This is a genomic window from Oerskovia douganii (assembly GCF_015142735.1).
In the GTDB taxonomy this organism is placed as follows: domain Bacteria; phylum Actinomycetota; class Actinomycetes; order Actinomycetales; family Cellulomonadaceae; genus Oerskovia; species Oerskovia douganii.
Map to the genome: position 1 here is coordinate 181,101 of NZ_JACSPN010000003.1, position 12,512 is coordinate 193,612.

A 12,512-nucleotide genomic window follows, 5' to 3' on the forward strand; every position below is an offset into this window, starting at 1 on the left:
GGGTGCGTGGTGGCGGCGCTCACTAGAAGTACCCCTCCTTCTTGCGGTCTTCCATGGCGGCTTCGGAGATCCGGTCGTCGGCGCGCGTGGCGCCGCGCTCGGTGATGCGGGTCGCTGCGACCTCGGTGATGACGTCGTCGACCGTGTAGGCCGTGCTCTCGACGGCGCCCGTGCACGACATGTCGCCCACGGTCCGGTAGCGGACGGTCTCGGTGCGCACGTCCGCGGCCTCGGCGTCGTTGCGCGGCCGGGAGTACGGCCCGACGGCGAGGAGCATGCCGTCGCGCTCGAAGACCTCGCGCTCGTGCGCGTAGTACAGGCTGGGCAGGTCGATCTTCTCGGCCGCGATGTAGCGCCAGATGTCGAGCTCGGTCCAGTTGCTGAGCGGAAAGGCGCGGACGTGCTCGCCCGGGCGGTGGCGACCGTTGTACAGGTTCCACAGCTCGGGGCGCTGGTTGCGCGGGTCCCACTGGCCGAACTCGTCGCGGAGCGAGATGACGCGCTCCTTGGCGCGGGCCTTCTCCTCGTCGCGGCGGCCGCCGCCGAACACGGCGTCGAACTTGTGCCCCGTGATGGCGTCGAGCAGGGGCTGGGTCTGGAGGGGGTTGCGCGTGCCGTCGGCGCGCTCGAGCAGGCGCCCGTCGTCGAGGTAGTCCTGGACGCTCGCGACCTCGAGGCGGGCGCCGAGGCGCTCGACCGTGGCGTCGCGGTACTCCAGGACCTCGGGGAAGTTGTGACCCGTGTCGACGTGCAGCAGCGCGAACGGCACGGGGGCGGGCCAGAACGCCTTGGTCGCCAGGTGCAGCATGACCACGGAGTCCTTGCCGCCGCTGAACAGCAGCACGGGGCGCTCGAACTCCGCGACGACCTCGCGGATGATGTGGATGGCCTCGGACTCGAGGGACTCGAGCTGGGTCAGGCGGTAGGTGGGGGAGGCAGGTGGGGCGAGGGGGGCGGTCAAGGCGTCGCTCTTCTCGTCGGGGTGCGTGGGGTGGTCGTCCGGCACGTCGGTGTGCACCGTCCGGTGGTGCGTGGTCGCGGCGCTCATGCGTGGAGCCCGCACTCTGTCTTGTCGAGCCCGGCCCAGCGGCCTGCGCGCGGGTCCTCGCCGGGGGCGACGCGGCGCGTGCAGGGCGCGCAGCCGATCGACGGGTACCCGTCGTTGAGCAGCGGGTTGAGGATCACCTGGTGGTCGGCGGCGTAGCCGAGCAGGTCGTCGAAGGACCAGGCGGCGAGCGGGTTGATCTTGACCAGCCCGTTCTTCTCGTCCCAGGTCACGAGCGGGGTGCTCGTGCGGGTCGGGGCCTCGTCGCGGCGCACGCCCGTGACCCAGACCTCGTACCCGCCGAGCGTGCGGGTCAGGGGTTCGACCTTGCGCATCGCGCAGCACGCGGCGGGGTCCCGTGACCAGAGGTCCTTGCCGTGCGCCTCGTCCTGCTGGGCGACGGTGAGCCGGGGCAGGACGTCGACGATCGTGACCTCCATCTGCTGCTCGACGGCGTCGCGTGTGCCCGAGGTCTCGGGGAAGTGGTAGCCGGTCTCGAGGAACAGGACGTCGACCCAGGGCGCCTGCTGCGCGACGACGTGCGGCAGGACCGCGTCGGCCATGGAGCACGCGACCGCGATCGAGTCGCCGAACTCGCGCACGGCCCACGCGACGACCTGCTCGGCCGTCGCCTCGTCGGTGGCGCCCAGACCGGAGCCGTGCAGCTCGGCCTGCCCGCGCTCGACGATCGCGCGCAGCTCGTCGGCCGACCGCTTGGGCCGGGTGCTCGCGGCCCGCCGGGCGGCGTGGGCGGCCTGGGACGCGGCGCGGGCCTCGGTACGGGCCTTGGCGGCGGCGCGCAGCGCGGCGAGCGGGTCGTTGCCCGGCGTGGTGACCGGTGTGCCCGACGACGCAGCGCCCGTCGGGTGCGTGCGGTCGCCCGGGGGCGTGGTCGTGGCGCTCATCGCAGCGACTCCTCGTCCGCGCGGTGCGCCCACTGGGCGAAGCTCTCCGTGCCGTCCTTCTCCTTCTCGAACTGGCGCACGACGCGCTCGACGTACTCGGGGAGGTCGTCGTTGGTGACCTTGAGGCCGCGCACGGTCCGGCCGAGGCCTGCCTCGGCACGGTCGTCGGAGGTCAGGCCGCCGCCCAGGTGGACCTGGAACCCGGGGACCTGGTTCCCGTCGTCGTCCATCACGAGCTGCCCCTTGAGCCCGATGTCGGCGGTCTGGATGCGGGCGCACGAGTTGGGGCAGCCGTTGATGTGCAGCGAGAGCGGCTTCATCGCGGAGAGGTCGCCGAGGCGCTTCTCGAGGTCGTCGATCGCGCGGGTCGCGGCGCCCTTGGTCTCGACGATCGCGAGCTTGCAGTACTCGATGCCCGTGCACGCGATCGTGCTGCGGCGGAACGGGCTGGGGTTCGCGTCGAGACCCTGCTCCTTGAGCCCGGACACGACGCGCTCGAGGTGCTCGTCCGGGACGTCGAGCACGAGCAGCTTCTGGTGCGGGGTGAACCGCACCCGACGCGACCCTGCCGACTCGGCGAGGTCCGCGACGGCCGCGAGGATGCTGCCGGAGACGCGACCCACGTAGGGGGCCGCGCCGACGTAGTTGAGGCCGTCCTTCTGCTTGTGCACGCCGACGTGGTCCCCCGGCTGGGAGGGCTGCGGGGCGGGCGGGCCGTCAGGCAGCGCGTAGCCGAGGTACTCGGTCTCGAGGACCTCGCGGAACTTCGCGGGCCCCCAGTCGGCGAGCAGGAACTTCAGGCGGGCCTTGTTCCGCAGGCGACGGTAGCCGTAGTCGCGGAAGATCTGGACGACCCCGTGCCACACGTCGGCGACCTGCTCCTCGGTCACGAACGCACCGAGGCGCTCGCCGAGGCGCGGGTTCGCGGACAGACCGCCGCCGACCCACACGTCGAACCCGACGCCGAGCTCGGGGTGCTCGAGCGCGACGAAGCCCACGTCGTTGATCTCGTGGACGACGTCCTGGGACGGGTGGCCCGTGACGGCGGTCTTGAACTTGCGGGGAAGGTTCGCGAGCTCGGGGACGCCGATGTACTTGTCGGTGATCTCCTTGATGACCCGGGCGGGGTCGATCAGCTCGTCGGCCGCGATCCCGGCCACGGGGCTGCCCAGGACGACGCGCGGCACGTCGCCGCACGCCTCGGTCGTCTGCAGGCCCACGGACTCGAGCCGGCGCCAGATCTCGGGGACGTCCTCGACCTCGACCCAGTGGAGCTGGATGTTCTGGCGGTCCGTGATGTCGGCGCTGTCGCGGCCGAAGTCGCGCGAGATGTCGGCGATGACGCGCAGCTGCTCGGTCGTGACCGCGCCGCCGTCGATGCGGACGCGGAGCATGAAGTACTTGTCCTCGAGCTCGTGCGGCTCGAGCTGTGCGGTACGCCCGCCGTCGATCCCGGGCTTGCGCTGCGTGTACAGGCCCCACCAGCGGAAGCGTCCGTGCAGGTCGTCGCCCGTGATGGAGTCGAACCCCTCGCGCGAGTAGACGTCCTCGATGCGCTGGCGCACCGAGAGGCCGCCGTCCTCCTGCTTCCACTTCTCGTTGCCGTTGAGCGGTTCCTTGCCGTCGACGGCCCACTGGCCGTTGGGCCGGGCCGCGCGTGCGGGGCGGGCCGGACGCGCGGGGGGCGCGGCGGCGTCGGGCGCCTGCGGTGAGGGCTCGCCGGCGGGTGTGCTGCTGCCGGCCTGCTGACCGGCGACCGGGGTCGCGTCAGTGGCGGTGTTCGGCGGCGTCATCGTGCTCCTCGTGGGGGGACGTGGGCACGCGGGCCGAAGGGCTCAGCAGGAACGAGGGGGCTGAGGGCCGACCACGCGCGCCCTTGGCTCAGGAAGGTGGCGAGCGGTCGGCGAGGACGGCTCGGGCTGAGTCAGGCGCGGGTCAACAACAACAGCAGGAGCTGTTGCGGGCGCAGGCCGTCGACCCGTGACGTGCCGTCACGAGGAGGAGGTGCGCTGCCGTGGTCATGGCGGGAACGCTACAGAGGCAGCGGGTGAATGAACACCCCCTGTCCGCATGGTGGATGGGTGTCTCAGGTTCTGGCTGCGAACCGCCGGGCGGGCAACACGCGGAGCTTTTCCGACAGTCGCGTCAGCAAACTAGGATGGTGCCATGGAAATCGTCTACAACGTGTTCGCGGTCCTGCACTTCGTCGGCTGGGCCATCGTCCTCGGCGGCTACTTCGTGTCGCTCAAGACCGCCGCGCTCAACAAGGGCGTCTTCCACGGTGCCGCGACGGCTGCCGTCGCGGGCATCCTCATGGTGGGCGTGGCCGAGATGAGCGGCATGTGGGACGACGGGGGTCCCAGCATGATGAAGATCGGCATCAAGCTGGTCATCGCCGTGATCATCGCGGTCCTCGCGTTCATCGGCGTGCGCCAGGGAGACAAGATCTCGCCCGCGCTCAAGCACTCGATCGGTGGCCTCACGCTGGTCAACATCATCGTGGCGGTCTTCGTCTGACCCAGCCCTGACGACGCCCGGCACCGGCCTGCCTGCCGGTGCGGGCATCGATCCGCCCTCGGTCCGTGCAGATCGACGAGCTCCCCGCGCCCGCCAGGACGCGGGGAGCTCTGTCGTCACCAGGGGACGTCGCGCACCCGGGACCGCTCGCGCCCCCGAGGGCGGGGCCGGCGCGTCGTCCCTGACCTGCCCGACGTGCGAAGGTGTCTCCCGTGAGCATCGCGGGAGAGATCGTCGTCGGACTGGTGATCCTGGTGGGCCTGGCCGGGATCGTCGTGCAGGTGCTTCCGGGCAATACCCTCGTCGGAGGGGCGATCCTGGTGTGGGCGATCCTGACGGGCGGCACGGCGGCATGGGTCGTGCTCGCCGTGGCCCTCACGTTCGTCGTCGCTGCCGAGGGGGCTCAGCTCCTGCTCGCCGGCCGGCACATGCGCCGGGCCGACGTCCCGTGGTCGACGCTCGCCTGGGGTGGCCTCGCGGGCGTGGTCGGGTTCTTCGTCATCCCCGTGGTCGGGCTGTTCGTCGGGTTCGTCGCGGCGGTCTTCGTGGCTGAGCTGCTGCGCCGTCGCGACCGCCGCGGAGCGTGGCGCGCGACCGTCGCGGCGCTCCAGGCGACCGGCATCACGATCGTGGTCCAGCTCCTCGGCGGGCTGCTCGCGACGGCGACGTGGGGCGTGGGTCTCGCGCTGACATGATCCGCGGGGGCCTCGCGGTGCCGAGAACGAGGTCGTGGGCGCGCTGAGCGGCAGGACGACCGCAACCCCGTTCTCGGCAGCTCCTCAGCAGCTCCTCGGCAGGCTCGCGTCAGCCCCCAGAGGCTCAGGGCTCGAGCCGCGCCCGCAGCCGGTACTCCAGGCCCACGCGCACGGTCGGCCACTCGGCCGCCGTGACCGAGTAGACGACCGTGTCGCGCAGCGTGCCGTCGTACCCGATCTGGTGGCTGCGCAGGACCCCGTCGAGCTTGGCGCCCAGGCGCTCGATCGCTGAGCGTGACTCGCGGTTGTGGAAGTGCGTGCGGAACTCGACCGCGATCGCGTCGAGGTCGTCGAACGCGTGCGCGAGCAGCAGGAGCTTCGCGGCGGGGTTGGCCCCCGTGCCCTGCGCACCGGCCCGCTGCCACGTCGCGCCGATCTCGACCCGCCGGTTGAGCGGGTCGATCCCGAGGTAGGTCGTGACGCCCAGCACCTGGTCGTCGGCGTTGCGGACCACGACCCAGGGGTTGGCGGCACCGGCCGCGCGCGCGGCGATCTTGTCCTGGATGTACACCGCCATCTCCTCGGGGGTCGGGACCGAGGTGTACCAGCGGTTCCACAGCTCGCCGTCCCGCACGGCCTCGACCAGCGCGTCGTGGTGGTCCGGTCGGAGCGGGACGAGGCGGACGAGGGGACCGGTCAGGGTCACGGGGTCGGCGAAGGCGTTCACGCTCCGACACTATCCGGCGCAGGGCTGCCCCGTCCGGAGGTCCTGATGGTGGTCTGCCGGTGGCCGGGGACTGGTCGGCTGCTGAGGGCGGCGGAGGGCGGCTGGGGGCGGCCCGGCCGCGGTTCCCCGGCGGACGGCTCAGCCCTCCGAGATCTCCGTCACGTACAGCACGTTCCCGTCCAGGTCGCGCATCGAGAACATGGGTGGGACGCCGTCCCACCGCAGGAGCTCCTCGACGCGCACGCCCCGGGCGCCGAGGGTCGCGTGGTCGCCCGCGGCGTCCGACGTCGCGAGCCGGATGCCCGTGTCGATCCCGGCGTCCTGACCCTGCCCCTCCTGCACGAGGGCGACCGAGACCGTGGCCCCGGGCGGGGCGACCTCGATCCAGCGGAAGCCCTCCTGGAGGTCGCCGTCCATGCGGACCTCGAACCCGAGCGTGTCGCGGTAGAACGCCAGTGCGGCGTCCTGGTCGCGCACCGGTACCGCGACGGTGTGCAGTCCTGTGAAGTGCGTCGTGGTCATGACTTCTCCTTCTCGCGGGGGGACGCCCGGCAGGGGGCTCGTCACTGTGACCGTGGCCGAGGGGAGAAGTGATCGGTGCGCCGCCGGCCCCGGGACCTCGCGGACGCGTGCCGATGCGGGGAGTGTGGGTGCGCACGCCTAGGCTGGTGGGGCTATGACATCGCTCTTCGAGAACCTGCCGCTGCCCGGATTCGACCTCGCGTCCCTCGGGGACTCGTCGCGCCTGCCGACCACCGCACCGCGGTGGGACGAGGCGCCCGACGGCGGCACGTCCGGCCGCGCGAAGGCCCGCACCGGGCGCGGCTCGTCCGAGCCGGCGGGTGGCGACGGGAACGGTCGCCGCGACGGGCGGGACGAGGCGGGGCAGCACCCGGGCGGGTTCTCGCACATCGACCCGGACTCGCTGCTCGACGGCATGAACCCGCAGCAGCGCGAGGCCGTCGTGCACGCCGGCAGCCCGCTGCTGATCGTCGCGGGCGCGGGCTCGGGCAAGACGCGTGTCCTGACGCACCGCATCGCCTACCTCCTCGCGACGGGCAGGGCACGGCCGGGCGAGATCCTCGCGATCACCTTCACCAACAAGGCGGCGGCGGAGATGCGTGAGCGCGTCGAGGCGCTCATCGGTCCCGCGGCCCGGTACATGTGGGTCTCGACGTTCCACTCGGCGTGCGTGCGGATCCTGCGCAAGGAGGCCGCGGCGCTCGGGCTCAAGTCGAGCTTCTCGATCTACGACGCCGCGGACTCCCAGCGGCTCATCACGCTGGTGAGCCGCGAGCTCAACCTCGACGTGAAGAAGTACCCCGCGCGGACGCTGTCCAACAAGATCTCGGACCTCAAGAACGAGCTGATCGACCCGGAGCGCTACGCGCGGGAGAGCGGCGCGTCGGCCGCCGACGGCTCGGCCAACGCGTTCGACCAGGTCCTCTCGGACGTCTACACGCGCTACCAGGCCCGCCTCGCGCAGGCCCACGCGCTCGACTTCGACGACATCATCATGACCACGGTCAACCTCCTCCAGGCGTTCCCGGCCGTCGCGGAGCACTACCGCCGCCGGTTCCGGCACGTGCTGGTCGACGAGTACCAGGACACCAACCACGCGCAGTACGTCCTGGTCCGCGAGCTCGCGGGAGCGGGCGCCCCGGAGAGCGAGGACGGAACGTGGGCGCCCGGCACCGTCCCGCCCGGCGAGCTCACGGTCGTCGGTGACGCCGACCAGTCGATCTACGCCTTCCGCGGCGCGACCATCCGCAACATCCTCGAGTTCGAGGCCGACTACCCGAACGCCCGGACCATCCTGCTCGAGCAGAACTACCGCTCGACGCAGAACATCCTCTCGGCCGCGAACGCCGTGATCTCGCGCAACATCGACCGCAAGCCCAAGCGCCTGTGGACGGACGCGGGTGCGGGCGTCAAGATCATCGGCTACGTCGCGGACAACGAGCACGAGGAGGCGCGCTTCATCGCCGAGGAGATCGACCGCCTCGGGGACTCGGACGGCGTGCGCCCGGGCGACGTCGCGATCTTCTACCGGACCAACGCCCAGTCCCGCGCGCTCGAGGAGGTGCTGATCCGCGTCGGCCTGCCGTACAAGGTCGTCGGTGGCACGCGCTTCTACGAGCGGCGTGAGATCAAGGACGCGATCGCGTACCTGCGCGCCATCGCGAACCCCGACGACGACGTGAACCTGCGGCGCATCCTCAACGTGCCCAAGCGCGGTCTCGGCGACCGGGCCGAGGCGCTCGTCGCGGCGTTCGCCGAGCGCGAGCGCATCTCGTTCGCCGCGTCGCTCGACCGCGCCGAGGAGATCCCGGGCATGACGACCCGGACCCTCAACCCGCTGCGCACCTTCCGCGAGCTGTTCCACGGGCTGCTGGACCTGTACGCCACGGGCGCGACGCCCGCCGAGATCCTGGGCGCGGTCCTCGACCGCTCGGGCTACCTCGCCGAGCTGCGGGCCAGCGACGACCCGCAGGACGGCTCGCGCGTCGAGAACCTCGCCGAGCTGCACGCGGTCGCGAGCGAGTTCACCGAGCTCGAGCCCGAGGGCACGCTCACGGACTTCCTGGAGCGGGTCTCGCTCGTCGCGGACTCGGACCAGATCCCGTCGAGCGACGACGAGGGGCACGAGGGCAAGCCCGTCGTCGACCCGGGCGTCGTGACGCTGATGACGCTGCACACGGCCAAGGGGCTCGAGTTCCCCGTGGTGTTCCTCAGCGGCATGGAGGACGGCACGTTCCCGCACATGCGCTCGCTGCACGACGAGAGCGAGCTCGCCGAGGAGCGACGCCTCGCGTACGTCGGCATCACGCGCGCCCGGGAGCGGCTGTACATCTCGCGCTCCGCGGTGCGCTCGGCGTGGGGCATGGCCAACGAGTTCCCGCCCAGCCGGTTCCTCGACGAGATCCCCGAGGACCTGTGGGACTGGCGCCGCAAGGAGTCGTCCATGGCGACCCTGCGCGGGCCGGGCGGCTACACGGGCGGGTGGGGCTCGTCGGCGGGCGGCTCGCGCGGCGGGTCGGGCTCGTCGTCGGGCGGGTACGGGTCGGCTGGCTCGCGCAACGGGCAGGTGCGCACGCGCTCGGTCACACCCAACCCGGACGGCCCCAAGTTCGGCTCGGCGACGCCGCGCAAGGAGGGGGACATCCCCTCGCTCGCGATCGGCGACAAGGTCACGCACGACGCCTACGGGCTGGGCACGGTCGTCGCGGTCGAGGGCGCGGGCGCCAACGCGGTCGCCAAGATCGACTTCGGGGCCGACGGCACCAAGCGGCTCCTGCTGCGGTTCTCGCCCGTCACGAAACTATGACAATCGAGACAACTGGTTTGCGCAATACCGACGGCGACTGGAAAGAGCGTCAACACCGTTCGACGGATGCCCTAGGGGCTAGGATGCCAGGATGGCACAGAAGCCCCCGCCCTTGAAGACGCTTGACTTCGGTCACCTCGATGCGGCGAGTGAAGCGATCGAAGAACCTCGACTCCTGATCGAGGGATTCTATGACTATAAAGGTGCTGCGTCCGGGATTGCTACCGGGCAAAATTGGCTGCTGCTCGGACCGAAAGGGTCTGGGAAATCAGCAGCCCTGGAACATCTTCGTCTGCTTTGGAAATCGTATCCCGATTCCTTCTTTGACTATTGGGACTTAAGAAGCTTCCCCGTCAATGACGTCACATCAATCCAAATGGGTCAATCGGCTGGGGCGTCGCGCGCGCAGTCGGCGTGGGAATTTCTCCTGCTTCTCCGGATCATCCGATCCATAGATCTTGACAACGGGAAGAGTGCGCCGCGTTCATTCTCGGAACTCTTTACCGAGCTTTCGCGTGCCGGCTTGCTCCAGAGTGACTGGCGTGCGAATGTAGCGAAATGGTCAAAGAGTGCCTTCAAGGTCGACCTGAAAGTGGTGGGGGTTGAGTCCGAGCGGGTGGTTCGAGAGTACAGTCCTCTAGAGTTGGTTGCCGCAATGAAGGCGATCGTCGCTGGCGTTTCTACCGAAAGTCGGCACGTCGTTGCACTCGATGGTCTCGATTCTTTCTTTTTCGAAACTGAGGATGAGTGGAGCTCGCTGAGTGGGCTAATGTATGCAATCTCCTCGATAAACCAGTTCATGAGAACGCACGAGTTGCGCATCTCGGTCGTCGCGGCTGTGCGGTCGGACATTTACGATGTTCTGCCTGGCGGCGATCTTAACAAGTTGAAACCATACTCGGCGACTCTGGACTGGAGTGCACAGGGGATCGGTTCAGCGAACCATCTTTGGACGCTTCTTAACTCAAAGGTTGCGGTTAGGCATCCCGAGGTTCGAGATGTTGTGAAGACCTACCTTGCTGCGCCTGTGGCCATCTGGCCTCACCGGGAGCTTACAGAGTACTTGTTGGACTATACGCGGTTGCTTCCGCGCGACCTCATTGCATTAATGGGGTATGTGCAAAGAGCCTACGGCGGCACGTCCCTGGTTCCTGAATCATCGGCAAAGGAGGCGGTGCGGCGTTATTCGGAGGAGTACTTCGTCGGGGAAGTGCTGGATAATTTGGCAGGTGTGCTAGGGGCTGACAGGGCACGTGAGTTGGCTTCTTTTCGCGATGTGATGCGTACGCTGCCTACCAGGACGTTCAAGTTTGACGATGTTGTTTCTGAACTCGAAGGCGAATTGGATCGTCGGGAGGTCAAGCTCCTCCTGAAACAAATGTTCGACACCGGGGCTATTGGGATCAGGAATAGTTCGGGTAAGCATAAGGATTATTTTGATTTTGTGTTCCGAAAGGTGTCTGGTGCTGGATTTACGATTCGACACACCTTCCTGCTTCACAATGCGCTCGCGCTTGCTTGGAATCGACCGCGGGCATGAGGCAAATGGTCGCCCCTGGATTTGTGGGAGTCGCGCGGTTCTCATGATCAGAGGCGATGGTTGATTTCACGCTTAGTTGGGGGCTCGGCAATTAGGGGCTGGTTGTGGACCTCTGCGACGCTGCAAGGAGGGGGACATCCCCTCGCTCGCGATCGGCGACAAGGTCACGCACGACGCCTACGGGCTCGGCACGGTCGTCGCGGTCGAGGGCGCGGGCACCAACGCGGTCGCCAAGATCGACTTCGGGGCCGACGGCACCAAGCGGCTCCTGCTCCGGTTCTCGCCCGTGACCAAGCTGTAGGGCCCGACGCCGGCCCGCGCGTCGGAGCCTCGGCCCGCCCGGGCGGGGGACCGGGAGGGGCACGGCCGCGCCGCGACCACCCCCGGGCAGCGCGCCCGGACCCTCGGGATGTGGCCAACGAGACAGCGCCGCGCGGGGCGCAGGGGTGCCGCCGGGTAGGTCCCGGCCAGCCACCGGGCTACCCTGTGACGGGATGTCTCGATGTCGAGACATCGGTAAGCCGGTCAGGCAGTCAGATGGAAGGACGACACAGGGTGGACCTGTTCGAATACCAGGCGCGCGACATCTTCGAGAAGCACGGGGTTCCCGTGCTGGGCGGCGTGGTCGCCACGACCCCCGAAGAGGCTCGCGAGGGCGCTGAGAAGCTCGGTGGCGGGACCGTGGTCGTCAAGGCCCAGGTCAAGGTCGGAGGGCGAGGCAAGGCAGGCGGCGTCAAGCTCGCCCACTCGCCCGAGGAGGCCGCCGAGAAGGCGTCCGAGATCCTCGGCATGGACATCAAGGGCCACACGGTCCACCGCGTCATGATCGCGGAGGGCGCGAAGATCGCCGAGGAGTTCTACTTCTCGGTGCTCCTCGACCGCTCCAACCGCACCTACCTCGCCATGGCGAGCGTCGAGGGCGGCATGGAGATCGAGGTCCTCGCGGTCGAGCGCCCCGAGGCGCTCGCCAAGGTCCCCGTGGACCCGACCGTCGGCATCGACCAGGCGAAGGCCGACGAGATCGTCGCCGCCGCCGGGTTCGCCGACGACATCAAGGCGCAGGTCGCCGACGTCATCCAGAAGCTGTGGACCGTCTACAAGGAGGAGGACGCGACCCTGGTCGAGGTCAACCCCCTGGTCCGCACCGAGGACGGCTCGATCGTCGCGCTCGACGGCAAGGTGACCATCGACGAGAACGCCGGGTTCCGCCACGCGGACCACGCCGAGCTCGAGGACAAGGACGCGGCCGACCCTCTCGAGGCCAAGGCCAAGGAGAACGACCTCAACTACGTCAAGCTCGACGGCCAGGTCGGCATCATCGGCAACGGCGCGGGCCTCGTCATGAGCACGCTCGACGTCGTCGCGTACGCCGGTGAGCAGCACGGCGGCGTCAAGCCCGCCAACTTCCTCGACATCGGCGGCGGCGCCTCGGCGGCCGTCATGGCCGCGGGCCTGGACGTCATCCTCAACGACGAGCAGGTCAAGAGCGTGTTCGTCAACGTCTTCGGCGGCATCACGGCGTGCGACGAGGTCGCCAACGGCATCGTCCAGGCGCTCGCGATCCTCGGCGACGAGGCGAACAAGCCGCTCGTCGTCCGTCTCGACGGCAACAACGTCGAAGAGGGCCGCGCGATCCTCGCCCAGGCGAACCACCCGCTCGTCACCCTGGCCGAGACGATGGACGGCGGCGCCAGCAAGGCTGCCGAGCTGGCCAACGCCGCTTCCTGACCCGAGACCCGAGAGAGAAAACAGACA

At 69.4% G+C, this 12,512-nt stretch carries 10 protein-coding genes and 1 pseudogene; 6 read left to right on the forward strand and 5 right to left on the reverse strand.

Annotated elements, in window-relative coordinates; all coding sequences use genetic code 11:
• Positions 1-22: 22 nt before the first annotated feature.
• The 3 genes from cysD to H9623_RS03875 are packed head-to-tail and all read right to left on the reverse strand — an operon-like array spanning position 23 to position 3,743.
• On the reverse strand, positions 23-1,048 hold the full coding sequence (gene cysD / locus H9623_RS03865) for a sulfate adenylyltransferase subunit CysD (protein WP_193718737.1): 1,026 nt from the start codon (positions 1,046-1,048) through the stop codon (positions 23-25).
• The gene (locus tag H9623_RS03870; protein ID WP_193718738.1) at positions 1,045-1,950 is read right to left on the reverse strand and encodes a phosphoadenylyl-sulfate reductase; all 906 of its coding nucleotides are present in this window, start codon (positions 1,948-1,950) and stop codon (positions 1,045-1,047) included. Before H9623_RS03870 ends, cysD begins: the two co-directional genes overlap by 4 nt.
• Positions 1,947-3,743: a nitrite/sulfite reductase gene (locus H9623_RS03875; protein ID WP_193718739.1), complete on the reverse strand. Its 1,797-nt coding sequence runs from the start codon at positions 3,741-3,743 to the stop codon at positions 1,947-1,949. The genes H9623_RS03870 and H9623_RS03875 overlap by 4 nt, the downstream gene beginning before the upstream one ends.
• 373 nt (positions 3,744-4,116) lie before the next feature.
• On the opposite strand from H9623_RS03875, the gene H9623_RS03880 reads away from it, so the two are divergent.
• Positions 4,117-4,467 carry a hypothetical protein gene (locus H9623_RS03880; RefSeq protein ID WP_193718740.1) on the forward strand — a complete coding sequence of 117 codons (351 nt, stop codon included), beginning with the start codon at positions 4,117-4,119 and terminating at the stop codon, positions 4,465-4,467.
• Between the two features lie 212 nt (positions 4,468-4,679).
• A complete protein-coding gene (locus H9623_RS03885; RefSeq protein WP_193718741.1) occupies positions 4,680-5,162 on the forward strand; it encodes a DUF456 domain-containing protein in 483 nt (160 codons plus the stop codon).
• A gap of 124 nt (positions 5,163-5,286) precedes the next feature.
• Here the strand turns inward: H9623_RS03885 and H9623_RS03890 are convergent, their stop codons facing one another.
• The gene (locus H9623_RS03890; protein ID WP_193718742.1) at positions 5,287-5,889 is read right to left on the reverse strand and encodes a GNAT family N-acetyltransferase; all 603 of its coding nucleotides are present in this window, start codon (positions 5,887-5,889) and stop codon (positions 5,287-5,289) included.
• A gap of 138 nt (positions 5,890-6,027) precedes the next feature.
• Complete coding sequence (locus tag H9623_RS03895) at positions 6,028-6,411, reverse strand: VOC family protein (RefSeq protein ID WP_193718743.1); 384 nt, start codon at positions 6,409-6,411, stop codon at positions 6,028-6,030.
• 154 nt (positions 6,412-6,565) lie between these two features.
• Here H9623_RS03895 and pcrA point away from each other — a divergent pair, with 154 nt between their 5' ends.
• From pcrA to sucC, 4 genes and pseudogenes are all read left to right on the forward strand, one after another.
• On the forward strand, positions 6,566-9,217 hold the full coding sequence (gene pcrA / locus H9623_RS03900) for a DNA helicase PcrA (protein ID WP_193718744.1): 2,652 nt from the start codon (positions 6,566-6,568) through the stop codon (positions 9,215-9,217).
• Between the two features lie 91 nt (positions 9,218-9,308).
• Entirely contained in the window at positions 9,309-10,757 is a 1,449-nt protein-coding gene (locus H9623_RS03905) for a P-loop ATPase, Sll1717 family (protein ID WP_193718745.1), read from the forward strand.
• A 133-nt stretch (positions 10,758-10,890) separates the two neighbouring features.
• Positions 10,891-11,058, forward strand: a pseudogene (locus H9623_RS03910) (hypothetical protein); the annotation flags it as partial.
• 254 nt (positions 11,059-11,312) lie between these two features.
• On the forward strand, positions 11,313-12,485 hold the full coding sequence (gene sucC, locus H9623_RS03915) for an ADP-forming succinate--CoA ligase subunit beta (protein ID WP_193718747.1): 1,173 nt from the start codon (positions 11,313-11,315) through the stop codon (positions 12,483-12,485).
• Positions 12,486-12,512 lie beyond the last annotated feature (27 nt).

What these genes read in the sequence shown, in the direction of transcription:
- H9623_RS03875 (WP_193718739.1), bottom strand. Translation starts at nt 3,743, where the DNA reads ATGACGCCGCCGAACACCGCCACTGACGCGACCCCGGTCGCCGGTCAG.
- H9623_RS03880 (WP_193718740.1), top strand. Translation starts at nt 4,117, where the DNA reads ATGGAAATCGTCTACAACGTGTTCGCGGTCCTGCACTTCGTCGGCTGG.
- pcrA (WP_193718744.1), top strand. Translation starts at nt 6,566, where the DNA reads ATGACATCGCTCTTCGAGAACCTGCCGCTGCCCGGATTCGACCTCGCG.
- H9623_RS03870 (WP_193718738.1), bottom strand. Translation starts at nt 1,950, where the DNA reads ATGAGCGCCACGACCACGCCCCCGGGCGACCGCACGCACCCGACGGGC.
- cysD (WP_193718737.1), bottom strand. Translation starts at nt 1,048, where the DNA reads ATGAGCGCCGCGACCACGCACCACCGGACGGTGCACACCGACGTGCCG.
- H9623_RS03895 (WP_193718743.1), bottom strand. Translation starts at nt 6,411, where the DNA reads ATGACCACGACGCACTTCACAGGACTGCACACCGTCGCGGTACCGGTG.
- H9623_RS03905 (WP_193718745.1), top strand. Translation starts at nt 9,309, where the DNA reads ATGGCACAGAAGCCCCCGCCCTTGAAGACGCTTGACTTCGGTCACCTC.